Source organism: Candidatus Polarisedimenticolaceae bacterium (assembly GCA_036376135.1).
In the GTDB taxonomy this organism is placed as follows: Bacteria; Acidobacteriota; Polarisedimenticolia; order Polarisedimenticolales; family DASRJG01; genus DASVAW01.
In genome coordinates, this window is record DASVAW010000168.1 from 13,653 (window position 1) to 39,005 (window position 25,353).

Sequence of the window (25,353 nt, forward strand, 5' to 3'; positions counted from 1 at the left end):
CGATGCCCCTTCGGCTCGTCCCGCTCGCGCTCGCCGCCTGGCTGGGCACCTCGCCGCCCGTGCCGGAGTCGCCGTCGCGCCCCGCGATCCCCGGGAGCTATCCGAGCGGGCCCGTCTCGCCGTCCCCCGACGTTCCGGCCGAGCTCGTCGCGCGGCGCAACGCCCTCTCGCTGGGCGACGTGATCGACGTGGCGCTCCGGAACGATCCCGCCACGCGCGGCGCGTGGCACCGCGCGCGCGAGGCCGCCGCCGACGCCGCGTCGCGCGCCTGGGTCTACTTTCCCGTGGTCGGCGTCGCCGTCGACGCCGTCCGCGCGCGCAGCGCCGGATTCGGCGGGCGCTTCAGCAACGTCGGGACGACGTGGGGGCCCGCCCTCACCGTCGACTGGATCCTCCTCGATTTCGGCGAACGTTCCGGCGACGTCGAGGCCGGCCGGCGCGAGGCGATCGCCCGCGTGTGGGAACACGGCGACGCGGTGCAGCGCTCCATCCTGCGGGCGACCGAGGCGTATTACGACTACCTCGACGCCAAGGCGCAGCTCGAGGCGGCCCGGACCGGCGAGAACGAAGCCCGCACCTTCCTCGAGGCCGCCGAGCGCCGTCGCGACGCGGGGGTCGCGACGATCGCCGACGTCCTGCTGGCCCGCACCGCCTATTCGCAGGCGACCCTCGACCGGCTGTCGGTCGAGGGGCGGATCGGATCGCTGCGCGGCGGCCTCGCGACCGCGATGGGGCTTCCGGTGAGCGTCTCGTTCGACGCCCTGCCCCTCCCCGACGAGATTCCGGTCGAGACGGCCGTGCGCGACGTCGAGGCGCTCCTCGAGGAGGCGACCTCCCGGCGCCCCGACCTCGCCGCCGCGCGCGAGAGCTGGCTCGCCGCGCAGGCCGAGGTCCGCCGCGCGAGGGGGGAAGGGCTCCCGCGCCTGTCCTTCTCGGGAAGCGCGGGGAGGGACTGGTACGACCCCGACACCTTCGGCGACTCCGCGGACGTGTGGAGCGCGGCGCTCCGACTCCACATTCCGGTCTTCACCGGGTACCGCAACACCTACGACGTCGCCAAGGCGAAGGAGACCGTCGCCGTCGCCGCCGAGGACGCCCGCGCCCTCGAACAGGCCGTCGTGCTCGAGGTGTGGACCGCCTTCTACGAGCTCGAGACCGCCGGTCAGCGCGTGGTCACCAGCCGCGACCTGCTGGCGAGCGCGGAGGCCTCGGAGGAGGTCGCGCTCGGCCGTTACCGGGAGGGCGTCGGGAACCTCCTCGACCTGCTCGCCGCCCAGGGAGCCCTCGCGAGGGCCCGCGCGCAGGAGATCACCGCGCGCGTCGACTGGCTCGTCGCCAGGGCCCGGCTCGCCGCCGCCACCGGCACCCTCGCTCCGCCCGCCTCCCCAGGAGGGAGCCCGTGATGAACCTCCCCGTCGCGCTGCGCCTTCTCGCCCTTCCCGTCGCCGCGGCGGCCGCGGCCGGCTGCTCGGGGGGCGGAACCGCGGCGGCGCGCGCCGTCGCCCCCGTCCCCGTCGTGACGGGGACCGTGGAGACCCGGGACGTGCCGGTGGAGGTCGTCGCCATCGGCAACGCGGAGGCGGTCGAATCGGTGGCGATCCAGCCCCGCGTGGGGGGGGAGATCGTCGGAGTCCACTTCGCCGAGGGGACGGAGGTGGCCCGCGGGCAGCTCCTCTTCACGATCGACCCGCGCCCGTACCGGGTGGCCCTGGAGCAGGCGGAAGCGCGGCTCGCGCGCGACGCGGCGCTGCTCCGGAAGGCCGAGGAAGACGTCCGCAGGTACGAGCGGCTCGTGAAGCAGGAGTACGTGACCCGCGAGCAATACGACAACGCCGTCGCGCAGGCGGAAGCGCTGCGCGCGACGATCCGCGGGAACGACGCGGACGTCGAGCGCGCCCGCCTCGAGCTCGAATACGCCTCGATCCGCGCTCCGATCTCCGGGCGCGCGGGGCGCGTGCTCGTCGAGCGCGGGAACCTCGTGAAGGACAACGACGACCGCACCCTCGTCACGATTCTCTCCACGCGCCCGATCGAGGTCGCCTTCGCCGTCCCCGAGCGCCACCTCGCGGAGATCCGGGCCCGCCACGCCGAGGGGCGGCTCGAGGTGTCCGCACGTCCGCGGGACGGACGGGGCGACGCCGCGATCGGCCGCGTCGTGCTCGTGGACAACGCCGTCGACCGGGCGAGCGGCACGATCCGACTGAAGGCGCGTTTCGAGAACGCGGACGGGGCGCTCTGGCCCGGGCAGTACCTCGAGGTCGCGCTGCGCCTGGAATCGCTGAAGGGGGCGATCGTGGTCCCGCGCACGGCGGTCCAGACCGGCCAGTCGGGGACGTACGTCTTCGTCGTGCGGCCCGACGGCACGGCCGAGACCCGCGCGGTCGAGGTCGCCTTCACCCGGGACGACGTCACGATCGTACGCGGCGCCCTCGCCGCCGGCGAGACGGTGATCACGGACGGCCAGCTGCGCGTCGTTCCCGGCGCCCGCGTCGAGGCGAAGCCCGCCGCCGGGAAGTCCTCGTGAACGTCTCCGGGCCCTGGATCCGGCGCCCCGTCGCCACGACCCTCGTGATGGCGGCGATGCTGGCGTTCGGCATCGGGGCGTTCCGCCTGCTCCCGGTGAGCGACCTCCCCAACGTCGACTTCCCCACGCTCCAGGTCACGGCTGCGCTTCCCGGCGCGAGCCCCGAGACGATGGCCTCGTCGGTCGCGACCCCACTCGAGCGGGAGTTCTCCACGATCGCCGGGCTGGACTCGATGAACTCGACCTCGTCGCAGGGGTTCACGCAGGTCACCCTCCAGTTCGACCTCTCGCGCGACCTCGACGCCGCCTCCCAGGACGTGCAGTCGGCGATCGCCCGCGCGGTCCGCCAGCTCCCGCCGGACATGCCCTCCCCGCCCTCCTACCAGAAGGTCAACCCCGCCGACCAGCCGATCCTCTACCTCGTGATGGCCTCCGCGACCCTCGCGCCGTGGACGCTCAACGAATACGCCGACACGACGGTCGCGCAGCGCATCTCGCAGGTGAAGGGGGTCGCGCAGGTCCAGGTGTTCGGCTCGCAGAAATACGCCGTGCGGGTGCAGGCGGATCCGAACGCGCTCGCCTCCCGCGGGATCGGGATCGACGAGGTGGCGGCCGCCCTGCGCGGGGCGAACTCCAACCTCCCCACGGGGACGCTGTTCGGCCCCGACCGCGCCTACACCGTCGAGGCCGACGGCCAGCTCTCCGAGGCGGCGCAGTACCGCCCCGTGATCGTCACCTACCGCGACGGCAGACCGGTCCGGCTCGAGGAGGTCGCGCGCGTCCTCGACGGCGTCGAAAACGACAAGACCGCCGCGTGGTTCGGCGAGAAACGGGCGCTGATCCTCGCGATCCAGCGTCAGCCCGGGACCAACACCGTGGAGGTCGCCCGCGCGGTGCGCGACCTCCTCCCGCGGTTCCGCGAGCAGATCCCCGCCTCGGTCTCCCTCGACGTGAACTTCGACCGGTCGGAGACGATCCGCGAGGCGGTGCACGACGTGCAGCTGACCCTCGTCGGCACGATCGTGCTCGTCGTCCTCGTGATCTTCGCGTTCCTGCGGAACCTCTCGTCGACCGTGATCCCGAGCCTGGCGCTCCCCCTCTCGCTGTTCGGCACGTTCGCGGTCATGTACGCGCTCGGATTCAGCCTCGACAACCTCTCGCTGATGGCGCTCACGCTGTCGGTCGGGTTCGTGGTCGACGACGCGATCGTCGTTCTCGAGAACGTCGTGCGCCACCTCGAGATGGGGAAGAGCCCGCTGCGCGCCGCCCTCGACGGCTCGAGCGAGATCGGCTTCACGATCGTCTCGATGACGCTTTCCCTGGTCGCCGTGTTCATCCCCGTGTTGTTCCTCGGAGGGATCCTCGGCCGGCTGTTCCGCGAGTTCTCGATCACGATCGCGGTGGCGGTGCTGCTGTCGGGGTTCATCTCGCTCACGCTCACGCCGATGCTGGCGAGCCGCTACCTCAGGCCCGAGGGGGAGCGACGTCACGGCCGGCTCTTCCGGACGACGGAACGATGGTACGAGGCCTCGGTCGCGCTCTACGGCCGCGGCCTCACGTGGTCGCTCGCGCACCGCGGCGTCGTGATGGCGGGGACCTTCGCCGTGATGGCGGCGACCGTCTGGCTCTTCGGCGCCATCCCGAAGGGCTTCATCCCCGACCAGGACAACAACACGATCGTGGGATTCACCGAGGCCCAGGAGGGGATCGGCTTCGAGGCGCTCACCGCGCACCAGGAGGCCGTCGCCGCGATCGTCCGTCGAAACCCGAACGTCCTCCGGTTCACCTCCTCGATCGGCTCGCGCGGCGGGATCGGGGGGTCGAACCAGGGGATCCTGTTCATCCGCCTGAAGGACCGCGACGAGCGCAAGGCGTCGGTCGCGCAGGTGATCCAGGAGCTCCGCGCGGCGACGGCGGGGATCCCCGGCATGCGCGTGTTCTTCCAGAACCCCCCGCCGATCCGCCTCGGAGGCCGGCTGACCAAGAGCCAGTACCAGCTCACCCTGCAGAGTCCCGTCACCGCGGACCTTTACGCCTACGGGCCGAGGCTCGAGGCCGAGCTGCGCAAGCTCCCCGAGCTGCGGGACGTCACGACCGACCTGCTCCTGCGCAACCCGACCGTGAACGTCCGGATCGACCGCGACAAGGCCTCGGCCCTCGGGCTCACCGTCGAGCAGGTCGAGGACGCGCTCTTCAGCGCCTTCGGGACGCGGCAGGTCTCCACGATCTACGCGCCGAACAACACCTACAAGGTCATTCTCGAGGTCGACAAGCCGTACCAGGCGGACCCGTCGGCCCTCTCGCTGCTGTACGTGCGCTCGGCCGCCGGTGCGCTCGTGCCGCTCGACACGGTCGCCGGGCTCGACACCGGAGTCGGTCCGCTCACCGTCAGCCACTCCGGTCAGCTCCCGTCGGTGACCGTGTCGTTCGACCTCGCTCCCGGCACGGCCCTGAGCCAGGCCGTCGAGGCGGTCTCCCGGATCTCCCGCGACCTCCTCCCCGCCGGGATGACCACGAGTTTCCAGGGGACCGCGCAGGCCTTCCAGGACTCCCAGCGCGGGCTGGGGTGGCTCCTGCTCCTCGCGGTCGTGGTGATCTACATCGTCCTCGGGATCCTGTACGAGAGCTTCATCCACCCGCTGACGATCCTCTCGGCGCTCCCCTTCGCCGGATTCGGCGCGCTCGTCACCCTGCAGGTCTTCGGCAAGGAGCTTTCGGTCTTCGCCTTCGTCGGCGTCATCCTGCTCGTGGGACTCGTGAAGAAGAACGGGATCATGATGGTGGACTTCGCGATGGAGGCGATGCGCCACGGCGCCGGGGACGCCTCGGCCGCGATCCACGAGGCGTCCCTGGTGCGCTTCCGCCCGATCATGATGACGACGATGGCCGCCCTGCTCGGGACCCTGCCGATCGCCCTGGGCCTGGGCGCCGGCGCGGAGGCGCGTCAGCCCCTCGGCCTGGCGGTGGTGGGGGGACTCCTGTTTTCCCAGTCCCTGACCCTGTTCGTGACCCCCGTCGTCTTCACGTACATGCACGCGTTCGAGGGGTGGACGCGCAGGCGGCTGGGCGCGCTCACCGGCCGCTCGATCGCGGAGCCGGCGACCGGAGAGGTTCCCCGATAGCCGATCAGATCGGCTCCAGCCTCGCCGAGAAGTGCCGCAGCTGGGGGGGCTCCTCCACGATCCGGAGGCCCCGCAGCCCCTCGCGCCGTCGCGCGACCTCGCCCGCGACCTCGATCACGTAGTCCACGTGGCTTTGCGTGTAGACGCGTCGCGGGATCGCCAGGCGCAACAACTCCAGGCGCGCGGTGCGCTCGCGGCCCGTCGCGGGGTCCTTGCCTCCGAACATCAGCGTGCCGACCTCGACCCCGCGGATCCCGCCCTCCTCATAGAAGGCGCACGCGAGCGCCTGCGCGGGGAACGCGGTCGGCGGGACGTGCGGGAGGAACGCCCCGGCGTCGATGTACACCGCGTGCCCGCCCGGAGGCTGCACGATCGGGAACCCCTGGCGCACGAGCCCCTCGCCGAGGTACCGCGTGGACGCGGTCCGGTACTCGAGGTAGTCCTCGTGCACCACCTCGCGCAGGCCGACCGCGATCGCCTCGAGGTCGCGCCCCGCGAGCCCGCCGTAGGTCGGGAATCCCTCGGTCAGGATCAGCAGCTGCTCCTCGCGGCCGGCGAGGCGGTCGTCGTTCGTCGCGAGGAACCCGCCGATGTTCGCGAGCCCGTCCTTCTTCGCCGAGAAAGTCGCGCCGTCGGCCAGCGAGAACATCTCGTTCGCGATCGACTCGACCGAGCGGCCCGCGTAGCCGTGCTCGCGCATCCGGATGAAGTACGCGTTCTCCGCGAATCGGCAGGCGTCGAGGTAGAACGGCACACCCGCCTTCCGGCAAAGCTCCGACGCCCCGCGGATGTTCGCCATCGACGCGGGCTGGCCGCCCCCCGAGTTGTTGGTCACCGTCATCAGGACGCACACCACGCGCCCCTCGGCCCCGCCGAGGAGCCGCGCGAGGGCCTCGAGGTCCATGTTCCCCTTGAACGGGTGGTGCGCCTGCGGCTCGAGGGCCTCGGGGATCGGGATGTCGATCGATCGCCCGCCGAGATACTCGACGTTGGCGCGCGTCGTGTCGAAGTGGGTGTTCGCGACGACGACCTGTCCCTGCACCCCGAGGCACGCGAAGAGGATGCGCTCCGCCGCCCGCCCCTGGTGCGTCGGGATCACGTGGCGGAACCCGGTCAGCTCCTTCACGCGCGCCTCGAATCGGAACCACGATCGCGCCCCTGCGTACGACTCGTCGCCGCGCATGATTCCCGCCCACTGCTCGGCCGACATCGCGCCGGTCCCGGAGTCGGTGAGGAGATCGATCAGGATGTCGTCCGCGGGGATCTTGAACAGGTTCCACCCGGCCTTCTCGAGCAGGCCCCGGCGCTCCTCCCGCGTGGTCAGCCGGATCGGCTCCACGACCTTGATGCGGAAGGGCTCGATGATCGTCTTCAAGGGTCACCTCCCCGAATGCCGAACGAGGAACGGGATGCTGGTCCATCCGCGCCCCGCCGCCCCGTGACCTAGATCATGGGGCCGGACGCGGACGGAAACGGTAGATTCTCCACGTGCACCCGCGTGCCCGATCCACCGCACCCGAAGGGTACGAGGCCGACGCGGCGTTCGCCGTCCGGCTCACCGGGCGAAGGCTGGACGCGATCGCGCGCGAGCGCGCGACCGTCTGCGGCCTCTGGCCCGACCTCACGATCGCCCTCGTCAACCACGCATGGTGGCGCTTCGCCGAGGAGAACGGCGCCCCCCCCGATTTCGCCGGCCGCTTCGGGCTCGGCTGCGCGATGGGCGACGGCATCTCGGGGCCGCAGCGGCCCTACTACGAGATCGCGCTGCGCCGGGTCCTCGAGACCGGGCGTCCCTGGAGGCACATCTACCGGTGCCCGTCGGTGACGCTCGACCGCACCTACCATCTCGAGGTGATCCCCGTCGGCGACCGGCGCGGCCTGCTTCTCACCCACGCCCCGCAGGGGATCGTCCCGCACGCCGACCGCGGGGACGACGTCCAAGCCGACCCCGCGAGCTACCTCGACGCCCGGGGGCTCCTCCGCCAGTGCGGGCATTGCCGCCGGGTCCGCCGCGTCGACGACCCGAGCCGCTGGGACTGGGTCGCCGCCTGGATCGCCGCGGTCCCGCGCCGGGTCTCCCACGAGTTGTGTCGGCTCTGCCTGGAGCTTCACTACGTCGAGAGCTGACCCCTCCCCTCTGGCCCGCGCAAGCCGACCGCTGCTACCATCCGCCCGTCCGAAACCCCCACAATCCAAGAGGATCGTCGATGCCCGAGATCATCTTCACGATGAAGAACGTCCGGAAGATCGTCCCGCCCAAGCGGGAGATCCTGAAGGGCATCTGGCTGTCGTTCTTCTGGGGCGCCAAGATCGGCGTCATCGGCCACAACGGAGCCGGCAAGTCGTCGCTCCTGAGGATCATGGCCGGCCTCGACCCGAACTTCGACGGCGAGGCCTTCCCCGCCAAGACCGCCAGGGTCGGGATGCTCCCTCAGGAGCCCCAGCTGGATCCCGCCAAGACCGTCCTCGGCAACGTCGAGGAGGGGGTCGCGGCGAAGAAGGCGATCCTGGACCGCTACAACGAGCTGATGGCGAACTACTCGGACGAGACCGCGGACGAGGCCGCCAAGCTCCAGGATCAGATCGACGCCCACAACCTGTGGGACCTCGACACCCAGCTCGAGATCGCGATGGACGCCCTGCGCTGCCCTCCCGGAGACGCGGCGGTGGACAGGTTGTCCGGAGGCGAGAGGCGCCGCGTGGCGCTCTGCCGCCTGCTCCTCCAGCAGCCCGATCTGCTCCTGCTCGACGAGCCGACGAACCACCTCGACGCGGAGTCGGTCGCCTGGCTCGAGCGCCACCTCAAGGAGTACCCGGGCTCGGTCATCGCGATCACCCACGATCGCTACTTCCTCGACAACGTCGCCGGCTGGATCCTCGAGCTCGACCGCGGCGCCGGGATCCCGTGGGAGGGGAACTACTCCTCCTGGCTCGAGCAGAAGCAAAAGCGCCTGGAGCAGGAGGAGAAGGCGTCCGCCTCGCGCTCGCGCACCCTGCAGCACGAGCTCGAATGGGTGCGCATGTCCCCTCGCGCCCGCCAGGCGAAGAGCAAGGCGCGCATCACGGCTTTCGAGAAGCTGGTCCAGGAGGAGGAGGCGTACGAGCGCTCGACGGAGGTCCTCGAGCAGCTGCGCATCCCGCCCGGTCCGCGGCTGGGAGACAACGTCATCGACGCCGAGAACCTCACGAAGGGGTACGGCGACAACCTGCTGATCGACAAGTTGAGCTTCCGGCTCCCGCCGGGCGGCATCGTGGGCGTCATCGGCGCGAACGGCGCCGGCAAGACGACGCTGTTCCGGATGATCGTCGGCCAGGAGCAGCCGGACTCCGGCACGATCCGGATCGGCGAGACGGTCAAGCTCGCCTACGTCGACCAGAGCCGGGACGTCCTCAACCCCGACGACACCGTCTGGAAGGCGATCTCCGAAGGGAACGACCAGATCGTCCTCGGGAAACGCCAGGTCCCCTCGCGGGCGTATTGCTCGTGGTTCAACTTCAAGGGGGGGGACCAGCAGAAGCTCCTCAGCCAGCTCTCCGGCGGCGAGCGCAACCGCGTCCTCCTCGCGCGCGTCCTGAAGACCGGCGCGAACGTGATCCTGCTCGACGAGCCGACCAACGACCTCGACGTCGACACGCTGCGCGCGCTCGAGGAGGCGCTGATCGACTTCCCCGGGTGCGCCGTCGTGATCTCGCACGACCGCTGGTTCCTCGACCGCATCGCGACGCACATCCTCGCGTTCGAGGGGGACAGCCAGGTCGTGTGGTTCGAGGGGAACTACCAGGACTACGAGGCCGACCGGCACCGGCGGCTGGGGGCCGAGGCCGACCAGCCGCACCGGATCAAGTACAAGCCGCTGGTGAGGTAGGCCCCTTCGAGGGAGGAGCGAGATCCATGTCCGTCCGCCGCGCTTCCAGGGCCGCCTTCTCCCTCAAGGCGTTCGGCGTCTACCTCCTCGGCCTGGGGGCGATCCTGGCGCTGGTGCCGAATCTGTTGCTGACGACCTTCGGCTTCGCGGCGACCGAGGAAATCTGGATCCGCGTGCTGGGCGTCGTCGTCTTCAACATCGGCATCTACTACTGGTACGCGGGGGTCTGCGAGGCGCGCGCGTTCTTCGTCGCCTCGGTCTTCGCGCGTCTGCTGGTCCTGCTCTCCTTCGCCACGTTCGCGGCGCTGGGGCTCGCGAAGCCGAACCTGGTGACGTTCGGTGTTCTGGATGCTCTCGGCGGGGCATGGACGTGGGCGGCGCTCCGGGCGGATGCCCGGAGCTCGTGAGGTGAAGATGTCCCGACGCCACTTCGTGCCGCTCGTATTGGTTCTCCTCGCAGCCGGCTGCGCCGGCACGCACCAGGAAGCGGACGACCTTCCGTCGATCGAGCTCGCCGGGACCTTCACGCAAGGCGAAGGGGCGAGCTGGCTCGAACCCTGCGCTGCGCCGCCCGACGACCCGAAGGTGTGGATCACGTTCACCGGCGTCTCCGTCGAGCAGGCGGAGCGCGCGAAGTCGGACGGGCGGCTCGCGCCGAACCGCCCGGTGTTCCTGCGCGTGAAGGGCGTCCGCTCGAGCTCGGTCGGTCCGAACGGGAACGGGTTCCTCGTCCGCGAGGTCGTGGAGCTGCGGCCCCCGGACCCGAAGGACTGCCCGGTTCGCTGACGCCCCGTCGCAGGACCTCCTCCCCGGACGCCGTCGTTCCGGGGGCTGCACCGGGTCACGGTTCTGGAGATCTCCGGGCCCCGTCTCCGGGTCGCGCAGCTCGAGGCGGTCGACGGCACGCCCGTCCTCGACCTCAAGCCGGTGGTGTGACTTTGGTCGCAGCCCCCGCGTCTGCCGCCTGCTTAAACGGACGCGGGAGTCGTCCGACCGCGCAGGAGGGAACCATGAACGCGAGAACGATGCTGCTCGTCGCCGCCCTGGGTGCTTCGGCCGTCGCCGCGGCCGAGGGGCCGCCCGCCGCGAGGAAGATCCCGGGGATCAATGCCGAGGATCCGTTCCCGAACGGCTGCGTCGATTGCCACTTGAACTACGCCGACAAGAAGCTGGATACCCGCTTCGGCACCTTGCTCCGGCAGTGGGGCGAGAAGGTCGAGCCGAGTCTCCTCGAGAAGGCCCGCGCCGCGGCACCGTCGGGTCTGACGCTCGCGGGGCGGCACCCGGAGGCGTCGGGCTCCGTCGCGAGCGTGCCCGGGAAGTGCCTGGCCTGCCACGGCCGGACTTCGAAGATGGCCCCCCCCTTCGCCGGGATGATCCACGCGATCCACCTGACCGGCGGCGAGCAGAATCCCTACCTCACCGTCTTTCAGGGGGAGTGCACGCACTGCCACAAGCTCGACCTCGCGAGCGGTCGGTGGAGGCTTCCCAGCGCGCCGGAGCGGTAGGCCCGATCGCCGTTCCGTTCCGGGCGCACGCTTCACTTCGCCCACGCCCCTCGCGCCGCCGCCTCCCGGGCCCACTCCCCGAAGTCCCGCGCCTCGCGGCCGAGGGCCTGTCGGACGCCGTCGCCCGCACGGGCGTTACGGCCGTCGAGAATCGTGCCGAACAGATACCCGAGCAGGTCCGCCTCGGGAAGGGGGACTCCCGCCTCGAGCAGTCCGGTGCGGAACGCCTCGTGGGAGATCGGGACGAACCGGACGTTCCGACCCGACGCCGCCGCGATCTCCTCCACCGCCCGCGCGAAGGTCCACGCGCGGCGACCGGTGACCTCGTAGACCCTGCCCGCGTGACCGGCTTCGGTCAGCGCGGCGACGACGACGTCCGCGAGGTCGTCGGCGTCCACGAACGGCTCCGCGACTCCGTCCACGGGGAGCGCCACCTCCCCGCCGAGGACGAGGTCCAGGAAGGCCCCTTCGCTGAAGTTCTGGCAGAACCAGCTCGCGCGCACGATCGTCCACGCCGCTGCGGAGTCCTGGACGATCCGCTCACAGCGCTGCGCCTCCTCCTCGCCCCTTCCGGAGAGGAGGACGAGGCGGCGGACGCCGCTCCGGACGGCAAGCTCGGTGAAGTGCCGGATCGCGGCGGCGGCGGCCGGCACGGCGAGATCCGGGGCGTAGACGACGTACGCGGCGCGAACGTCCCGCAGCGCCGCCGGCCACGTCGCCGGGTCGTTCCAGTCGAACGGGACCGCGCTGCGGCGCGTTCCCGCGCGCGTGGGGACGCCGCGCGCGTGAAGGCGATCGAGAACGCGCCGGCCGGTCTTTCCGGTGGCGCCGAGAACGAGCGTGGGGTTCGTGTCCGCGTGCGTCATGACCGGGGTCTCCTCGACCGGGCACGATAGGGGAGCCCTCCGAGCGTTCCCATGATCGGGGCGCCCGATCTCGTGCCCGATCGTCCACGGCCCCGTAAACTCCCCTCCATGAACCCGGGCGAGATCACGATCGGCCCTCCGGAGGCGCCCTGGACCCCCGTCGACCCCGTGGGGGAGGCGCTGCACGTGGTGCACATGAGCGGGGTCGTCTACACCCGATCCGAGCTCACGGCGCCGTGGGGGATCGAGCTTCCCGCGCTCCCCGGCTGCCTCATGTTCCACGTCGTCACGACCGGGCGCTTGTGGGTCGAGGTCCCCGAGGCCGAGCCGAGGTGGCTCGTACCCGGCGAGGTCCTGCTCGTCCCCCACGGCGAAGGTCACCGCATCGCGAGCGCACCCGGAACACCGACGCGAATGCTCTTCGATCTTCCCCGCGAGCGCCTGAGCGAGCGCTACGAACTCCTCCGGTTCGGCGGCGGCGGCGAGCCGACCCACCTGATGTGCGGCGCCGTGCGATTCGACCATCCCGCGGCGCGACGGATCGTCGCGATGCTCCCCGGGCTGCTCTCGATCCGTGCGGAACGCGCCCCCGACGCGGAGTGGATGCGCGGAACGCTGCGCTGGATGGCGGCGGAGGCGGGCGAGATGCGCCCCGGCGGCGAGGCGATCCTCTCGCGGCTGGCCGACGTCCTGGTGATCGAGGCGATCCGGAGCTGGATCGCGGAGGATTCCACCGCGCGGTCCGGCTGGCTCGGCGCGTTACGGGACCCGCAGATCGGGCGGGCGCTCGCGCGCATCCACCGCGAACCGGCACGCCCCTGGAGCGTCGCCGCGCTCGCGGCCGAAGCGGCCATGTCGCGCTCCGCGTTCGCCGCGCGCTTCGCGGAGCTCGTCGGCGAGCCGGCGATGCGGTATGTCGCGCGATGGCGCATGCAGGTCGCCTTGCGCTGGCTCCAGGAGGACGACGTCTCGATCGCGGAGGTCGCCGGTCGCCTGGGGTACGCTTCCGAGGCGGCCTTCAGCCGGGCCTTCCGACGCGTGGTCGGCGCCTGGCCCGGATCGGTGAAGCGTCGCCGGGGAGCGCGGGGAGGCGTGGCATGACTCACTTCGCCGAGCGTTGCGTCAGGTTCCGTCGGCTTCACGAGTCGGGGTGTTTCGTGATCCCCAACCCGTGGGATCTGGGGAGCGCCCGTGTGCTCGAGCAACTCGGTTTCCCGGCGCTCGCGACGACGAGCGCGGGGTTCGCCTGGTCGATGGGGCGGCCCGACAACGGCGTCACCCGCGACGACGTCCTCGCGCACCTGCGGACGATCGCGCACGGGGTCGGGGTTCCGGTCAACGCCGACTTCGAAGGGGGGTTCGCCGTGGGCCCCGACGCCGTCGCCGCGAACGTGGCCGCGGCCGTGGCGACGGGAATCGCCGGCCTCTCGATCGAGGACTCCACGGGCGACCCCTCGAATCCCCTCTTCGAGCTCCCCGTCGCCGTGGCGCGGATCGAGGCCGCGCACCACGCGATCCACGCCTCCGGAACGGGAGTGCTGCTGACGGCCCGCTCCGAGGGGTTCCTCGTGGGCCGGCCCGACCTCGGGGAGACCCTGCGCCGTCTGGTCGCCTTCGTCGAGGCGGGCGCGGACTGCGTCTACGCTCCGGGGATCCGGAGCCTCGAGGACATCGCCGCGATCGTGCGGGAGGTCTCGCCGGTCCCGGTGAACGTCCTCGTGGGGAGCGACTTCGCCACCGTCGACGCCCTCGCGGCACTCGGCGTCCGGCGCATCAGCGTCGGAGGCGCCCTCGCGCGAACGGCGTGGGCGGGCTTTCTCGAGGCCGCGCACGAGATCGCCCGGCACGGCACCTTCCGCGCCCTCGGACGCGCAGTCCCGTTCGCGGAAATCAACGGCAGGTTCGCCTGAGCGTTCGAGGTCCGATTCCGGCGCGCGGCGACGCGCTCGGGAAGGCATCCTTCGGTCATGAGCCACTTCCGGTTGGTCGCACTCGCCCACGAGCCGTTCGAGCCCCTCTTCGGTCTTCCCGCGCCGCAGCTCGCCGAAATCGGCGCCATGCGGGTCCGGGCGGACGAGAAGCCGGGCTACCCCTGCCGGGTCAGCCTCGAGGACGCCGAGGTCGGCGAGGAACTGCTCCTCCTCCCCTGGTCTCACCTGCCCGAACGTTCCCCCTACCGATCGGTCGGGCCGATCTTCGTCCGGCGCGGGGCGAAGTCCCGGACGCTCGCACCCGGGGAGATCCCCGACACCGTCGCCTCGCGCCTCATCTCGGTGCGCGCCTACGACGCCGCGCACCTCATGGTCGGCGCCGCGGTCTGCGAGGGGACGGAAGTTGCCGCGGAGATCGAGCGGCAGTTCCGGCGGGAGACCGTCGCCTACATTCACCTGCACAACGCGAAGCCGGGGTGCTTTTCGTGCGCCGTGCGTCGGGTGTAGCCTCCGCGGGCATGACGTTTCAACCCGAGCCCGGCACGATCCGCTGGAAGATGCACTTCGCCTCCCCTCCGGAGGCGGTCTACGACGCCCTCGCGACCCCCGCCGGCCGCGAGCGGTACTGGGCCGAGTCCTCCCCGGAGGCGGGGGACACGATCACCTTCCACATCCTCGGCTACCCGCCCTTCTCCGGCGGCGTCCTCCGCCGCGATCCACCGCGCCGGTTCGCGCTCGAGTACTTCGGGACACGGACCGAGTTCTCGCTCGCCCCGGACGGGAAGGGAGGGACCGACCTGACGCTCGTGGCGAGGGAGGTCGACGCGTCGATGTGGGACGAGATGCTGTCGGGCTGGGTCTCGGTTCTGATGGCCATGAAGGCCGCGGTCGACCACGGCGTCGACCTGCGCAATCACGACCCCGAGCGCACCTGGCAGCACGGATATGCGGATAATTAGCGCATGAGGACCCTGCACCACCTGTTCGACGCGAACCGGGCCTGGGCCGAGGGGATCCGGCGGCAGCAGCCGGACTTCTTCGCCGAGCTCTCGCACCAGCAGTCGCCCGGTTACCTCTGGATCGGCTGCTCGGACAGCCGCGTCCCGGCCAACCAGATCGTGGGGCTGATGCCCGGCGAGCTGTTCGTCCACCGCAATCTCGCGAACCTCGTCGTGCACACCGACCTGAACTGCCTCTCGGTGATGCAGTTCGCCGTCGAGCTCCTGAAGGTCCGTCACGTGATCGTCTGCGGGCACTACGGCTGCAGCGGCGTGCGGGCGGTACTCCGTCGCGACCGACTGGGGCTCAGCGACAACTGGCTGCGCCACGTCGAGGACGTGCGCCGGAAACACGTCGAGAGGCTCGCCGCGATCGAGGGCGACGCGGAAGTGCACGCAAGGCTGTGCGAGCTCAACGTCATCGAGCAGACGGCGAACGTCTGCCAGACGACGATCGTGCGCGACGCGTGGGAGCGGGGTCAGGAGTTGACCGTCCACGGCTGGATCTACGGACTCGAGGACGGACTGCTGCGAGACCTGAAGGCCACCGTCACCGCCCCCGACGAGGCGGCGGACGCCTGGCACGCGGCAATCGCGGCGCTGGCCTGACACCGCCGGGCCGCTTCGCCGCTTTCCGCTTGCCGCCCCCGGCTCCGGGGCGTAATCGCCCCTCCGAAGGAGGCCCCATGCGATTCGCCCTCGCTTGCCTGGCCGTCGTCGCGTTCGCGCTCCCGGCTTCGGGCCAGACGAGCGACGCTCCCCCGCCCCCGCCGGACGTCGTGCACGTCGCGTCCCAGGTCTTCTTCCCCGCCGCGACGCCGGGCGGGGCCAACGAAGGGATCTGCACCGTCGCGAATGCGACGGACGGCGACGTCCGCGTCCGGCTGCAGGCCGAGGTGGAGTACTCGGACGGCACCGTCTCGCGGCTGACCGGGAACTTCGACCCCGGATTCCTCGGTCCCGACGGCGGCTTCGAGCTCGCGATCTTCTTCGTCGTGCCCCCGGACACGGCGATCGGTCCCGCGGTCTTCCGGTGCGACGTGCAGGCGCAATCCCTCGACCTGCGGGGGCGCCCGGAGCACGACGCCTCGGCCGCCTTCTTCGAGGTCGTCGCTCCCTGAATCGGGTCCGGCCCGCTTTCGTCGTGGACACGCCCTCCCGGAACGGGCAGACTTTGCCGCGCCGCGAAAGGAGCGCCCCATGGGAGGTTTGTCGCCGCTCGGCCTGTTTCACACGTTGATCGCCCTCGTGGCGCTGGTGTTCGGCGTCGCGGCGCTGATCCGGGACAGGGAGATCCTCCTCGACAACCGCCTCGGGCAGCTCTACCTCGGCGCGACCTTCGTCGCCGCGGCCACCTCGCTCGGGATCTTCCGCCACGGGACCTTCGGCCCGCCGCACGTCCTCGCGGTTCTGACCCTCGTCGCCCTGGCGGTCGGAACGCTCGCGGGAGCGACGGAGCTGTTCGGCCGCCGCGCGCGCGCCGTCCGGATCGTCAGCTACACCTTCACCCTGCTGCTCGGCCACCTCATCCCCGGTTTCGCGGAGACCCTGACCCGGGTCCCGCGCGGGGCCCCGATCGCCGCGTCCCCGGACGACCCGATCCTCCGCCCGATCCTCGGCGGGCTCGTCGCGGTCTTCGCGGTCGTCGTCTTTCTGCAGCTCCGGCGGGCGAAGAACGCAACGGCCTGATCCCGGGGTCGGCGAATTGGGGTAGCCTCGTTCGTGCTCGCGCCACCGCGCGATCGAGGTGATGCCGTGGGTGCATTCGGCGGGTTCGAGGTCCTCGTCCTTCTATTGGTCGCGGTCCCCGTCGCGTGGTTTTACCTGTGGACCTGCTGGCGCGTCGTGAAGCGGCTGGGCTTTCCCGGCTCGCTCGCCCTGCTGGCGCTGACAGGCCCGTTCGTCCTCATCCTGGTGCTCGCGTTCGTCGAGTGGCCGATCGAGCGCGAGCGACGGCCCGTCCACGGCGACCGATGACCGCCCCCGCTGCGGTCTCGGCGACGCCGAGGTAGGAGGTGTGCCGGTCATGATCGCCCGCATGTGGCACGGTCGCGTCCGCCGCGAGGACGCCGGTCGGTATCACGAGGTCGTCGCGGCGACGGGCCTCGAGGAGTACGGCGCGAGCGCCGGAATCCGCGGCATCTACTACCTGCAACGGCACGACGGGGACGTCACCCACGTCGTGACGCTGACCTTCTGGGACTCCTGGGAGGCGATCCGCGCGTTCGCGGGCGACGACGTCTCGCGGGCGAAGTATTACCCCGAGGACGAACCGTTCCTGCTCGAGAAGGAGCCCACCGTCACCCACTACGAGGTGGTCGACGCGATTCTGCGCGGCCAGGGGTAGGCCGCCGGCATGGTCCGCTGGCTGATCTCGGTCGTGCTCGTCCTCGTGACCGGCGTCGTCGGGCTGTCGGGGGTCTTCGCCGACGCGGCGCCCGGCGAGTCGATGCTCGGGCGCGCGATGTTCGTGGGCGGCGCCTATCTCCTCGGGTGCGGCGCGATCGGGGCGATGCTCGACCGGTATTGGTGGCTCGCCGGGCTCGCGTCGTGGGGTCCCGTCCTCGTGGGAGTCGGGAGCGCGATGGCGCTGGCCCGCGCGACGGAGTACGGCCCGGCGGTGCCGCTTCTGGTGCTCAACGTGGTGTTGTTCCCCGCGCTCTCCCTGGCCTGCGGCCTTGCGGGACGGTGGGGCTGGCGGAAATTCCGGGCGAGTGCATCCTCCGCGGGTGCGGGAGGCCCCCGATGACGAAGTTCCTGCTCTGGCTGATTCTCCTGATCCTCTGCTGGCCGCTCGCGCTGATCGCGCTGATCCTCTACCCGATCGTCTGGATCGTCCTGCTTCCGTTCCGCCTGCTCGGCATCGCGGTCGACGTCGTCTTCCAGACGCTCAGGGCGATCCTGCTCCTCCCGGCGCGGGTGCTGCGGGGACCCGGCCGCGCGACCTCGTGAAGAGTCGCTCGAGGTAACGCGACTTCATCTGCCGGCTCGCCATCGCGCGCGAGACCGGCGGGAGCTTGAGGATCACCCCCAGGACCGCCGCCATCGCCCGATGGCTCCACAGGACGTGCCGGTCGAAGAGGAGGTTCTGGAGCTTCCCCCGCTCGATCGCCATCACGACGGCCTTGTGGGTGGAATCGAGCGGCGTGATCACGCGCTCGGCGCGCGGGACGAGGCGGATCCCCCGGCGGTCGCATGCCGACGCGCACACCCCGCACCCGAGGCAGGTCGCGGCGTCGAGGCGCGCGGCCTTCCGCTTCGGGTGGGCCGGGTCGTTCGCCGAGACGAGCCCCATCGCCTCGACCGGGCAGGCGTCGGCGCACTTGCCGCACCCGTTGCAGAGGGCGCGGTCGACCTCCGGGAGGAAGTTCGTCGTGTGGACCGGATGGAGCATCCCGAAGCGCCGTGCCGCGATCATCGCCTCGCAGCAGCAGCCGCAGCAGTTGCACACGAAGCTCACGCGCTCGCGGACGTTTTCCCCGAACTGGACGAGACGGCGGTCGCGGGCCTCCTGGAGCAGGTCGAGCCCCTCGACCACGTCCACCTCGCGCGCGATCCCGTGGCGGATCAGGGATCTCGCCACGCCGTTGAACGTCATGCAGATCTGCTTGGGCGCGTCGCAGTCGCGGCCGAGGTGCTCGGCCTTGTGGCGGCAGTAACAGGTCCCCACCGCCATCGGCGCCGCGGACTTCACCACCCAGCTGGCCCGCTCGTAGTCCAGTACCCGGAGCGAAGGCTCGGACGGGAGCATCCCTTCGTGGACGAAGGTCCGGCCGATCTGGGTCTCCCCCGTGGTGAACAGGCTGCGGATGAACTCCTCCTCGACGTTGATGTACTCGTGGAAGAGCTCCGCGAGCGCCTTCTGGTCGAGGTCGGCGCGCACGCGCATCATCGAGAACTCGAAGAACCCCGCCATTGGCGGCGGGAGGACGTACGTCATCCCCGCCTCGCTCCCGCAGTCCAGGAGGATCCCGCGGTCGGCGAGCCCGTCGAGGATCGCCCGCGCCCGATCTTCCGGCAGCTTCCAGACCCTCGCGGCGAGCGCGACGCGGAACGGCCGGATCGGGAGCCGCGCGACCAGCGCCGCCTCCCGCTCGCTGAAGAGCATCTTCAGGATCGCGAAGAGGACGGAGGAGGGCGGGGCCCCCTGCGGGAACCGGTTGATCCGGTCCGCGAGACGGCCGTAGGCCGACTGCGTCGCGAGGTGCGCCACGGCCTTACGGGCAGCCCTCGACCGCGTCGAGCAGCGTGAGGTCGCTCAGCTCCCGGAGCGCCTCCTCGCGGCTGTCCGCGACGGCGCGCTCGTGATACGACCCCTTGCGCGCCTCGGCGACCCATCCGAGCTTCCAGCGGACCTCCCACCCCTCGCGCTCGAGCTTCTCGACGATGTCGCGCTCCGTGTCCTTCAATTCGACGACCATGGCCTCACCCGCTTTCAGAGGCCGAACGCCTCGACGAGCTCCTTGCGACCCTTGCCGAGCACCCCGTAACGCCGGCCGACCTTGTGAAACGCCTCGATGCCGAGATCGAGGTGGTGCAGCTCGTGCGCCGCCGAGACCTGTGTCCGGATGCGCGCCTGCCCCTTCGGGACGACCGGGAAGAAGAACCCGACGACGTAGATCCCCTCCGTGAACAGGTCGCGCGCCATGTCCTGCGCGAGCTTCGCGTTGTAGAGCATCACCGGCACGATCGGGCTCTCCCCCGGCCGCACGTCGAATCCGGCGTTCACGAGGAGCTGGCGCCAGTAGACCGCGTTGCGCTCCAGGCGATCGCGGCGCTCGGTCGAGCGGGTGAGGATCTCGAGCACGCGAAGCGCCCCGGCGACGATCGGCGGGGCCACGGCGTTGGAGAACAGGTACGGCCGCGCACGCTGGCGGCACAGCTCGACCAGCTCGCGCCGGCCGCTGACGCATCCGCCGGAGGCGCCGCCGAGCGCCTTGCCGAGCGTCGTCGTGATCAGGTCCACACGCCCGACGACCCCGCAGCGCTCGTGCGTGCCGCGGCCGCGCGGCCCCATGAACCCGGTCGCGTGCGAGTCGTCCACGCAGACCATCGCGTCGTGGCGGTCGGCGAGATCGACGATCTCGTCGAGCTTCGCGACGTCGCCGTCCATCGAGAAGACGCCGTCGGTGACGATCATCCGGAAGCGCTTGTCGCGGTGCTCGAGGAGCTTCTCCTCGAGGTGCGCCATGTCGGAGTGCTTGTAGGTGTCCTGCATCGCCTTGCACAGGCGCATGCCGTCCACGATCGAGGCGTGGACGAGCCGGTCGGCGATCAGGACGTCCTTCTCGCCGAGCAATGCCTCGAAGACGCCCGCGTTGGCGTCCATGCACGACGGGAACAGGAGGGTGTCCTCGGCGCCGAGGAACTCGGTGAGGGCGATCTCGAGATCGCGGTGGATGTCCTGCGTTCCGCAGATGAAGCGCACCGAGGACATGCCGTATCCCCGTGCGTCGAGGCCGTCGATCGCCGCGGAGACGACCTCGGGGTCGGACGCCAGGCCCAGGTAGTTGTTCGCGCAGAGGTTGATCACCCGCCGGGCCGGCGTGCCCGGGGGGAACTCGACGTCGATCTCGGCGCCCTGCGCGCCGTGGATGAACCGCTCCTGCTTGAGCAGACCGGCGTCGCGGATGGAGTCGAGCTCCTGCCGGTACCACCGGCGTGTGTCCGGGGAGTAGGCCATCGCGCCCTCCTAGAGCCCCGCGGGAGCCGCGGACCGGATTTTCCCGACCAGGGCCGCGATGCGCTCGACGGTGTCGAACGCGTCGGGGGTCGCCTCGGCGTCCGGGATCGCGATCCCGTAGCGCCGCTCGAGGAATCGCTTCAGCGACACCATCGAGAAGGAGTCCACGATCCCGCCGGTGATGAGCGGCGTCGTCGCGTCGAGCGTCCGGTCGTCCCCCTCCTCGAGGTACTCCCGGACGACGTAGTCGAGGATCGTGCGCTTGAGGTCGTCCATCTATTCCTCCATCAACGTCGACACGTCGCCGACGGGCTCGCCGAACTCCCGCGCGCGGAGGATGCGGCGGACGATCTTGCCGCTGCGCGTCTTCGGCAGCCCCTCGACGAACTCGATCTTCTGCGGCATCGCGAGCGGAGAAAGGCGCTTGCGGAGCGCGTTCATCAGCTCGAGCTCGAGGTCGACGTCGCCGAGCACCCCCGGCTTGAGCACGACGAACGCCTTCACGACCTCCATGTTGATCGGATCGGGGCTTGCGACCGCCGCCGACTCCGCGACCGCGGGATGCTCGAGCAGCGCCGACTCGATCTCGAACGGGCCGACGAGGTGCCCGCCGGTGTTGATGACGTCGTCGTCCCGCCCCACGAACCAGAAGTACCCGTCGGCGTCGATCGACGCGCGGTCGCCGGTGAGATAACGGCCGTTGCGGAACTTCGCGGCGTACGCCTCGGGTTTGTTCCAGTACGCGCGCATCATCGACGGCCATCCGGGAGCGAGCGCGATCAGCCCGGCCCTCCCCGGTTCCCGCATCGGCTCGAACGTCTCCGGATGCACGACCGTCGCGTCGATCCCCGGGAACGGCTTCCCCATCGAACCCGGCTTCACCGACATCCCGGGGTAGTTGGCGATCACGATGCAGCCGGTCTCCGTCTGCCAGTAGGTGTCGTGAAAGGGGGTGCCGAAGGTCTGCCGAGACCAGATCACCGCCTCGGGATTGAGCGGCTCCCCCACGCTCGCGAGGTGCCGGAGCGCGGAGAGATCGTGGCGCCGCGCCACTTCGGCCCCCTCGCGCATGAGAAGCCGGATCGCGGTCGGCGCCGAGTACCAGACGGTCGCGCGGTGTTTCTCCAGGAAGCCGTACCACCGCTCGGCGTTGAATCCCGAGTCGAGCACCAGCTGCGTGACGCCGCAGGACCACGGTCCGAGGATGCCGTACGAGGTCCCGGTCACCCACCCGGGGTCGGCGTTGCACCAGTACCGGTCGCCGGGGTGGAGGTCGAGGACGGCGCGCGAGGTGAGGTACTGCGCGACGAGCGATCCGTGGACGTGCAGCGCCCCCTTCGGCTGGCCGGTCGTCCCCGACGTGTAGTGCAGGATCGACGGCGTCTCCTCGGCCGCGGGGAAGAAGTCGAATCGGTCGACGCGCGGGAGCGCCGCGAGGTCGAGCGCGCGCTCCCCCTCGCGCAGCTCGAGCCCCGCGGCGTCCACCACGACGACCTGGCGCAGCGCGGGGAGGCCGGCGCGGATGCGCCGGACCTTCCCGAGGTGCTTGCGCTGCGTGAGGACGATCGAGGTCGAGGCGTCGGCCAGGCGCGTGAGGAGCGACTCCTCCCCGAACGCGGAGAACAGCGGCTGCGCGATCGCCCCGAGCTTGAGGATCCCCAGCATCCCGAAGTACAGCTCGGGAATCCGGTCGAGGAACAGGCAGATCCGGTCTCCGGGTTCGGCCGCAAGCCCCCGGAGCGCCGCCGCCGTCGCGTTCGACAACAGGCGCAGGTCGTCGTAGTCGTAGCGGCGCTCGTGCCCGGCGGCGTCCTCCCAGATCATCGCGACGGCGTGGGCGAGCCCGATCGTGCACAGGCGGTCGCTGCACTGCCAGCCGAGGTTCGCGGGCGCGCCGCGGGCGAGTCCGAGCTCCCGACGGCCGTGCTCCCAGTCGAGTTCCGCGACGCAATCGGGTAACGCCGCGACCCCGGGAAGGGTGACGCGCATCGCAGCCTCCGAACCACCGGGCCGCGCGAGGCGGGAGACACCCGCATCGTGGCACCGCGCGGGAGGTGCACCAAGGACAAAAGTCAAAACCGCCGCTGGCACCGATGCCGCACCGCGGCCGATAATCAGGGCCGTTTCCCGCCCGAGGAGGTTCCGCATGCCCCGCCGCGTCCTGATCCTGGGTGCCGCCGGTCGCGACTTTCACAATTTCAATACGGTGTTCCGGAACGATCCGTCGAACGACGTGGTGGCCTTCACCGCGACGCAGATTCCCAACATCGAGGGCCGCCGATATCCGGCCGAGCTCGCGGGGAAGCTCTACCCGAACGGCATCCCGATCCACCGCGAGGAGGATCTCGAGCGACTGGTGCGCGAGCTGAAGGTGGACGAGGTCGTCTTCTCCTACAGCGACGTGTCGCACGAGAGCGTGATGCACATGGCCTCGCGCGCCCTCGCGGCGGGGACCGACTTCCGGCTGATCGGGCCGAACGCGTCGATGATCCCGTCGCAGGTCCCCGTCGTCTCGGTGTGCGCCGTGCGCACGGGGTGCGGAAAATCGCAGACGACCCGGCGCGTGGTTTCGATCCTCAAGAAGAAGGGGCGGCGGGTCGTCTCCGTGCGTCACCCGATGCCGTACGGCGACCTCGCCGCGCAGAAGGTGCAGCGGTTCGCCGCCCTCGCCGATCTCGACAAGCACCAGTGCACGATCGAGGAGCGCGAGGAGTACGAGCCGCACATCGCGATGGGGAGCGTGATCTACTCCGGGGTCGATTACGGCGCGATCCTGGCGGAAGCCGAGAAGGAGGCCGACGTCGTCCTCTGGGACGGCGGGAACAACGACCTCCCCTTCTATCGCGCCGACCTCGAGATCGTGATCGTCGACCCCCACCGCCCCGGCCACGAGCGGACCTACCACCCCGGCGAAGCGAACCTCCGCCGCGCGCACGTCGTCGTGATCAACAAGATCGACTCCGCGGACGGCGCCGGGATCGAGGCGGTCCGCCGCTCGATCCGCGAGCTCAACCCCGAGGCGATCGTGGTGGACGCCGCCTCGCCCCTCTACGTCGAGGACGCCCGCGCCATCCGCGGGAAGCGTGTGTTGTGCGTCGAGGACGGCCCGACCCTCACCCACGGCGAGATGAAATACGGCGCCGCGGTCCTCGCCGCGATGAAGCACGGAGCCCGGGAGATCGTCGACCCGCGCGCCTTCGCCGTCGGGACGATCGCGGACACCTTCGAGAAGTACCCCGGGATCGGGACGCTCCTCCCCGCGATGGGGTACGGCGAGCGGCAGATGGCCGACCTCGCCGCGACGATCGCGAAGACCCCGTGCGATCTCGTCCTGATCGGGACGCCGATCGACCTGAGGCGCACGATCGCCCTCGCGAAGCCCGCCCAGCGGGTCAGCTACGAGCTCGAGGAGATCGGCACGCCCACGCTTGAGGACGCCTTGGCGCGGTTCTGATAAATAGGGACAGCAACCTATTTCGGGAGGATTGGGGACAGTCACCCTATTTCCCCGATCCCGAAGCGCACAATTACGGGATCGGGGGAATAGGGTGACTGTCCCCAATCCTCCCGAAATAGGTTGCTGTCCCTATTTTCCCGCTTCGAAGTGGAAGTGCACCTCGAGGGTCGGGTAGACCCACGACTTGGGGAGCTTCGGGAACGGCGCGGCCTTCTTCACCGCCTCGATCGCCGTAGCGTCCCACCCCGCAACCCCCGTGGTGAGGTGCTCCCGCAGGCCGAGAAGCGCCCCGTCCCGGGAGATCGATGCGATCAGGACGGTCTTTTTCCCGACCGCCGGGGCGGCGGTGGGCTTCCACCCCGCGACCACCTTCTTGAACGCCGCCTGCTGCCAGGCGGTGTCGTCGAACCCGGTCTGGAAGTAGGCGTTGGCCTTCGGCTTCACCCCGCCCGCGGCGAGGGCCGTTCCCGCGGCGACGACGAGCGCGATCGCGAGGCGGAGCGTCCGCTTCATCGTGGCGCGGCCGCCTTTCGCTCGACGACCGGCGTCGCCGGCGGCGGATTGTCGGGATCGTATTTCGGCTGCAGCCACCCGTCACGGCAGAGGGCGGAGATCACGTTGCGGCCGATCGTCCGCCATGTGGCGGCGTCGCGGGAGGCCCCGTCGGCGGTCGTCCGCCCGTCGGCGACCCACGCCGTCGTCCCGTCGTGGGTGATGAGGCTCGCCTCGAAGGCGACGGATCCCGAGTCCGGCGCGTCCTCGAGGAATCGCACGACCAGGGTGTAGTCGGGGGACGGATCCCCCGCCCCGTCCTTCACGTGCGAGAGACGGAGCACGTCGGAGGTCATCCACGCGTGGAATGTGTCGAGGGCGACCGGACCCGTCCCTTCGACCTGCACGCGCAGCGAGGGGAGCCCGAGCTTCGGGAGAGCCGCGTCCTGCGTCCGCAGCGCCACCGTCGTCGTCTGCGCGGACGCGGTGCCGGCGAGGAGCAACCCGACGACACCCAACCGAGCGAGTCCCCTCATGGGACACAACCTCCCTGTGTGCGCGGAGAGTAGGACGAGCCTCACTCGAAATCAACGACGGGAAGCGTAAGGCAACCGTCCCCCGAACCCGACGTCGCGGAAAGTGATCCGCCCCGGGGAGGCTCCGGCGACGTCGCCCGAGCCATGACACAAACGCCCCTTGAAGGAGCCCTTCAAGGGGGGTACTTTGCCGGTGACATCCGGAGAGGCCCGCACGTGCGGGCCCGGCAACCTGGGACGGACAGCCCAAGGTGCCAACCCGGACGGCGGCCTTCCGAAGGCCGCCGCCCGGGGATGCGGAGCGGGAGGTCCCCGCTCAACCAAGTGTCCGCGCGGCTGGCCCCGCGATACCGGGTGTCTTCTCGGGCCG

At 70.8% G+C, this 25,353-nt stretch carries 29 protein-coding genes; 20 read left to right on the plus strand and 9 right to left on the minus strand.

The window, feature by feature from the left end; all coding sequences use genetic code 11:
- Window positions 1–2: 2 nt before the first annotated feature.
- From VF139_18715 to VF139_18725, 3 genes are read left to right on the plus strand one after another with little or no spacing between them, the layout of a single operon-like run.
- On the plus strand, window positions 3–1,403 hold the full coding sequence (locus VF139_18715) for a TolC family protein (GenBank protein HEX6853435.1): 1,401 nt from the start codon (window positions 3–5) through the stop codon (window positions 1,401–1,403).
- Window positions 1,403–2,524 carry an efflux RND transporter periplasmic adaptor subunit gene (locus VF139_18720; protein HEX6853436.1) on the plus strand — a complete coding sequence of 374 codons (1,122 nt, stop codon included), beginning with the start codon at window positions 1,403–1,405 and terminating at the stop codon, window positions 2,522–2,524. Before VF139_18715 ends, VF139_18720 begins: the two co-directional genes overlap by 1 nt.
- Complete coding sequence (locus VF139_18725; GenBank protein HEX6853437.1) at window positions 2,521–5,646, plus strand: efflux RND transporter permease subunit; 3,126 nt, start codon at window positions 2,521–2,523, stop codon at window positions 5,644–5,646. The genes VF139_18720 and VF139_18725 overlap by 4 nt, the downstream gene beginning before the upstream one ends.
- A gap of 4 nt (window positions 5,647–5,650) precedes the next feature.
- Here VF139_18725 and VF139_18730 read toward each other — a convergent pair whose 3' ends face one another.
- On the minus strand, window positions 5,651–7,021 hold the full coding sequence (locus tag VF139_18730) for a tryptophanase (protein ID HEX6853438.1): 1,371 nt from the start codon (window positions 7,019–7,021) through the stop codon (window positions 5,651–5,653).
- A gap of 113 nt (window positions 7,022–7,134) precedes the next feature.
- On the opposite strand from VF139_18730, the gene VF139_18735 reads away from it, so the two are divergent.
- The 5 genes from VF139_18735 to VF139_18755 all read left to right on the plus strand — a co-directional run bounded on the left by VF139_18735 (window position 7,135) and on the right by VF139_18755 (window position 11,020).
- Complete coding sequence (locus VF139_18735; GenBank protein HEX6853439.1) at window positions 7,135–7,773, plus strand: hypothetical protein; 639 nt, start codon at window positions 7,135–7,137, stop codon at window positions 7,771–7,773.
- Between the two features lie 80 nt (window positions 7,774–7,853).
- Window positions 7,854–9,512, plus strand: a complete 1,659-nt coding sequence (gene ettA / locus VF139_18740) for an energy-dependent translational throttle protein EttA (protein HEX6853440.1) — start codon at window positions 7,854–7,856, stop codon at window positions 9,510–9,512.
- Between the two features lie 26 nt (window positions 9,513–9,538).
- The gene (locus VF139_18745) at window positions 9,539–9,919 is read left to right on the plus strand and encodes a hypothetical protein (GenBank protein HEX6853441.1); all 381 of its coding nucleotides are present in this window, start codon (window positions 9,539–9,541) and stop codon (window positions 9,917–9,919) included.
- Window position 9,920: 1 nt separating this feature from the next.
- The gene (locus tag VF139_18750) at window positions 9,921–10,298 is read left to right on the plus strand and encodes a hypothetical protein (protein ID HEX6853442.1); all 378 of its coding nucleotides are present in this window, start codon (window positions 9,921–9,923) and stop codon (window positions 10,296–10,298) included.
- A gap of 224 nt (window positions 10,299–10,522) precedes the next feature.
- Complete coding sequence (locus VF139_18755) at window positions 10,523–11,020, plus strand: hypothetical protein (GenBank protein ID HEX6853443.1); 498 nt, start codon at window positions 10,523–10,525, stop codon at window positions 11,018–11,020.
- Between the two features lie 32 nt (window positions 11,021–11,052).
- Here VF139_18755 and VF139_18760 read toward each other — a convergent pair whose 3' ends face one another.
- Window positions 11,053–11,886, minus strand: coding sequence for an NAD(P)H-binding protein (locus VF139_18760; GenBank protein ID HEX6853444.1), 834 nt, complete (start codon window positions 11,884–11,886; stop codon window positions 11,053–11,055).
- 108 nt (window positions 11,887–11,994) lie between these two features.
- Between VF139_18760 and VF139_18765 the strand changes: the two genes are divergently transcribed.
- From VF139_18765 to VF139_18815, 11 genes are all read left to right on the plus strand, one after another.
- Window positions 11,995–12,987 carry an AraC family transcriptional regulator gene (locus VF139_18765; protein HEX6853445.1) on the plus strand — a complete coding sequence of 331 codons (993 nt, stop codon included), beginning with the start codon at window positions 11,995–11,997 and terminating at the stop codon, window positions 12,985–12,987.
- A complete protein-coding gene (locus VF139_18770; protein ID HEX6853446.1) occupies window positions 12,984–13,796 on the plus strand; it encodes an isocitrate lyase/phosphoenolpyruvate mutase family protein in 813 nt (270 codons plus the stop codon). The genes VF139_18765 and VF139_18770 overlap by 4 nt, the downstream gene beginning before the upstream one ends.
- 57 nt (window positions 13,797–13,853) lie before the next feature.
- Window positions 13,854–14,324: a DUF1203 domain-containing protein gene (locus VF139_18775; GenBank protein ID HEX6853447.1), complete on the plus strand. Its 471-nt coding sequence runs from the start codon at window positions 13,854–13,856 to the stop codon at window positions 14,322–14,324.
- An 11-nt stretch (window positions 14,325–14,335) separates the two neighbouring features.
- The gene (locus VF139_18780; protein HEX6853448.1) at window positions 14,336–14,776 is read left to right on the plus strand and encodes an SRPBCC domain-containing protein; all 441 of its coding nucleotides are present in this window, start codon (window positions 14,336–14,338) and stop codon (window positions 14,774–14,776) included.
- Window positions 14,777–14,779: 3 nt separating this feature from the next.
- Window positions 14,780–15,424 (plus strand): carbonate dehydratase, encoded by a 645-nt coding sequence (can, locus tag VF139_18785; GenBank protein HEX6853449.1) that lies wholly within the window; start codon window positions 14,780–14,782, stop codon window positions 15,422–15,424.
- 77 nt (window positions 15,425–15,501) lie between these two features.
- Complete coding sequence (locus tag VF139_18790; protein HEX6853450.1) at window positions 15,502–15,936, plus strand: hypothetical protein; 435 nt, start codon at window positions 15,502–15,504, stop codon at window positions 15,934–15,936.
- A 79-nt stretch (window positions 15,937–16,015) separates the two neighbouring features.
- On the plus strand, window positions 16,016–16,504 hold the full coding sequence (locus VF139_18795; GenBank protein ID HEX6853451.1) for a hypothetical protein: 489 nt from the start codon (window positions 16,016–16,018) through the stop codon (window positions 16,502–16,504).
- Window positions 16,505–16,570: 66 nt separating this feature from the next.
- Window positions 16,571–16,792, plus strand: coding sequence for a hypothetical protein (locus VF139_18800; GenBank protein HEX6853452.1), 222 nt, complete (start codon window positions 16,571–16,573; stop codon window positions 16,790–16,792).
- A 49-nt stretch (window positions 16,793–16,841) separates the two neighbouring features.
- On the plus strand, window positions 16,842–17,162 hold the full coding sequence (locus VF139_18805; GenBank protein HEX6853453.1) for a hypothetical protein: 321 nt from the start codon (window positions 16,842–16,844) through the stop codon (window positions 17,160–17,162).
- A gap of 9 nt (window positions 17,163–17,171) precedes the next feature.
- On the plus strand, window positions 17,172–17,564 hold the full coding sequence (locus tag VF139_18810) for a hypothetical protein (GenBank protein ID HEX6853454.1): 393 nt from the start codon (window positions 17,172–17,174) through the stop codon (window positions 17,562–17,564).
- Entirely contained in the window at window positions 17,561–17,767 is a 207-nt protein-coding gene (locus VF139_18815; protein HEX6853455.1) for a hypothetical protein, read from the plus strand. Before VF139_18810 ends, VF139_18815 begins: the two co-directional genes overlap by 4 nt.
- Here the strand turns inward: VF139_18815 and VF139_18820 are convergent.
- Genes VF139_18820 through VF139_18840 form a run of 5 tightly spaced genes read right to left on the minus strand, consistent with a single transcriptional unit; the run spans window position 17,706 to window position 22,487 of the window.
- Window positions 17,706–19,028 (minus strand): 4Fe-4S dicluster domain-containing protein, encoded by a 1,323-nt coding sequence (locus VF139_18820; protein ID HEX6853456.1) that lies wholly within the window; start codon window positions 19,026–19,028, stop codon window positions 17,706–17,708. The two genes, VF139_18815 and VF139_18820, sit on opposite strands and share 62 nt — an antisense overlap.
- A 4-nt stretch (window positions 19,029–19,032) precedes the next feature.
- A complete protein-coding gene (locus tag VF139_18825) occupies window positions 19,033–19,236 on the minus strand; it encodes a hypothetical protein (GenBank protein ID HEX6853457.1) in 204 nt (67 codons plus the stop codon).
- 14 nt (window positions 19,237–19,250) lie between these two features.
- The gene (kbl, locus tag VF139_18830) at window positions 19,251–20,498 is read right to left on the minus strand and encodes a glycine C-acetyltransferase (protein ID HEX6853458.1); all 1,248 of its coding nucleotides are present in this window, start codon (window positions 20,496–20,498) and stop codon (window positions 19,251–19,253) included.
- A gap of 9 nt (window positions 20,499–20,507) precedes the next feature.
- Complete coding sequence (locus VF139_18835; GenBank protein HEX6853459.1) at window positions 20,508–20,774, minus strand: acyl carrier protein; 267 nt, start codon at window positions 20,772–20,774, stop codon at window positions 20,508–20,510.
- On the minus strand, window positions 20,775–22,487 hold the full coding sequence (locus tag VF139_18840) for an AMP-binding protein (GenBank protein ID HEX6853460.1): 1,713 nt from the start codon (window positions 22,485–22,487) through the stop codon (window positions 20,775–20,777). It abuts the gene before it with no gap.
- A gap of 157 nt (window positions 22,488–22,644) precedes the next feature.
- Between VF139_18840 and VF139_18845 the strand changes: the two genes are divergently transcribed.
- Window positions 22,645–23,952, plus strand: a complete 1,308-nt coding sequence (locus VF139_18845; protein ID HEX6853461.1) for a cyclic 2,3-diphosphoglycerate synthase — start codon at window positions 22,645–22,647, stop codon at window positions 23,950–23,952.
- 132 nt (window positions 23,953–24,084) lie between these two features.
- Here VF139_18845 and VF139_18850 read toward each other — a convergent pair whose 3' ends face one another.
- Window positions 24,085–24,468, minus strand: coding sequence for a TonB C-terminal domain-containing protein (locus tag VF139_18850; GenBank protein ID HEX6853462.1), 384 nt, complete (start codon window positions 24,466–24,468; stop codon window positions 24,085–24,087).
- Entirely contained in the window at window positions 24,465–24,983 is a 519-nt protein-coding gene (locus VF139_18855) for a hypothetical protein (GenBank protein HEX6853463.1), read from the minus strand. The genes VF139_18850 and VF139_18855 overlap by 4 nt, the downstream gene beginning before the upstream one ends.
- Between the last annotated feature and the right edge of the window lie 370 nt (window positions 24,984–25,353).

Bases quoted from the DNA above. Each gene is read 5' to 3' on its own strand.
- VF139_18715 (HEX6853435.1), top strand. From the start codon at position 3: ATGCCCCTTCGGCTCGTCCCGCTCGCGCTCGCCGCCTGGCTGGGCACC.
- VF139_18720 (HEX6853436.1), top strand. From the start codon at position 1,403: ATGAACCTCCCCGTCGCGCTGCGCCTTCTCGCCCTTCCCGTCGCCGCG.
- ettA (HEX6853440.1), top strand. From the start codon at position 7,854: ATGCCCGAGATCATCTTCACGATGAAGAACGTCCGGAAGATCGTCCCG.
- VF139_18745 (HEX6853441.1), top strand. From the start codon at position 9,539: ATGTCCGTCCGCCGCGCTTCCAGGGCCGCCTTCTCCCTCAAGGCGTTC.
- VF139_18755 (HEX6853443.1), top strand. From the start codon at position 10,523: ATGAACGCGAGAACGATGCTGCTCGTCGCCGCCCTGGGTGCTTCGGCC.
- VF139_18760 (HEX6853444.1), bottom strand. From the start codon at position 11,886: ATGACGCACGCGGACACGAACCCCACGCTCGTTCTCGGCGCCACCGGA.
- VF139_18765 (HEX6853445.1), top strand. From the start codon at position 11,995: ATGAACCCGGGCGAGATCACGATCGGCCCTCCGGAGGCGCCCTGGACC.
- VF139_18770 (HEX6853446.1), top strand. From the start codon at position 12,984: ATGACTCACTTCGCCGAGCGTTGCGTCAGGTTCCGTCGGCTTCACGAG.
- VF139_18775 (HEX6853447.1), top strand. From the start codon at position 13,854: ATGAGCCACTTCCGGTTGGTCGCACTCGCCCACGAGCCGTTCGAGCCC.
- VF139_18780 (HEX6853448.1), top strand. From the start codon at position 14,336: ATGACGTTTCAACCCGAGCCCGGCACGATCCGCTGGAAGATGCACTTC.
- can (HEX6853449.1), top strand. From the start codon at position 14,780: ATGAGGACCCTGCACCACCTGTTCGACGCGAACCGGGCCTGGGCCGAG.
- VF139_18790 (HEX6853450.1), top strand. From the start codon at position 15,502: ATGCGATTCGCCCTCGCTTGCCTGGCCGTCGTCGCGTTCGCGCTCCCG.
- VF139_18795 (HEX6853451.1), top strand. From the start codon at position 16,016: ATGGGAGGTTTGTCGCCGCTCGGCCTGTTTCACACGTTGATCGCCCTC.
- VF139_18805 (HEX6853453.1), top strand. From the start codon at position 16,842: ATGATCGCCCGCATGTGGCACGGTCGCGTCCGCCGCGAGGACGCCGGT.
- VF139_18810 (HEX6853454.1), top strand. From the start codon at position 17,172: ATGGTCCGCTGGCTGATCTCGGTCGTGCTCGTCCTCGTGACCGGCGTC.
- VF139_18815 (HEX6853455.1), top strand. From the start codon at position 17,561: ATGACGAAGTTCCTGCTCTGGCTGATTCTCCTGATCCTCTGCTGGCCG.
- VF139_18825 (HEX6853457.1), bottom strand. From the start codon at position 19,236: ATGGTCGTCGAATTGAAGGACACGGAGCGCGACATCGTCGAGAAGCTC.
- kbl (HEX6853458.1), bottom strand. From the start codon at position 20,498: ATGGCCTACTCCCCGGACACACGCCGGTGGTACCGGCAGGAGCTCGAC.
- VF139_18835 (HEX6853459.1), bottom strand. From the start codon at position 20,774: ATGGACGACCTCAAGCGCACGATCCTCGACTACGTCGTCCGGGAGTAC.
- VF139_18840 (HEX6853460.1), bottom strand. From the start codon at position 22,487: ATGCGCGTCACCCTTCCCGGGGTCGCGGCGTTACCCGATTGCGTCGCG.
- VF139_18845 (HEX6853461.1), top strand. From the start codon at position 22,645: ATGCCCCGCCGCGTCCTGATCCTGGGTGCCGCCGGTCGCGACTTTCAC.
- VF139_18850 (HEX6853462.1), bottom strand. From the start codon at position 24,468: ATGAAGCGGACGCTCCGCCTCGCGATCGCGCTCGTCGTCGCCGCGGGA.
- VF139_18855 (HEX6853463.1), bottom strand. From the start codon at position 24,983: ATGAGGGGACTCGCTCGGTTGGGTGTCGTCGGGTTGCTCCTCGCCGGC.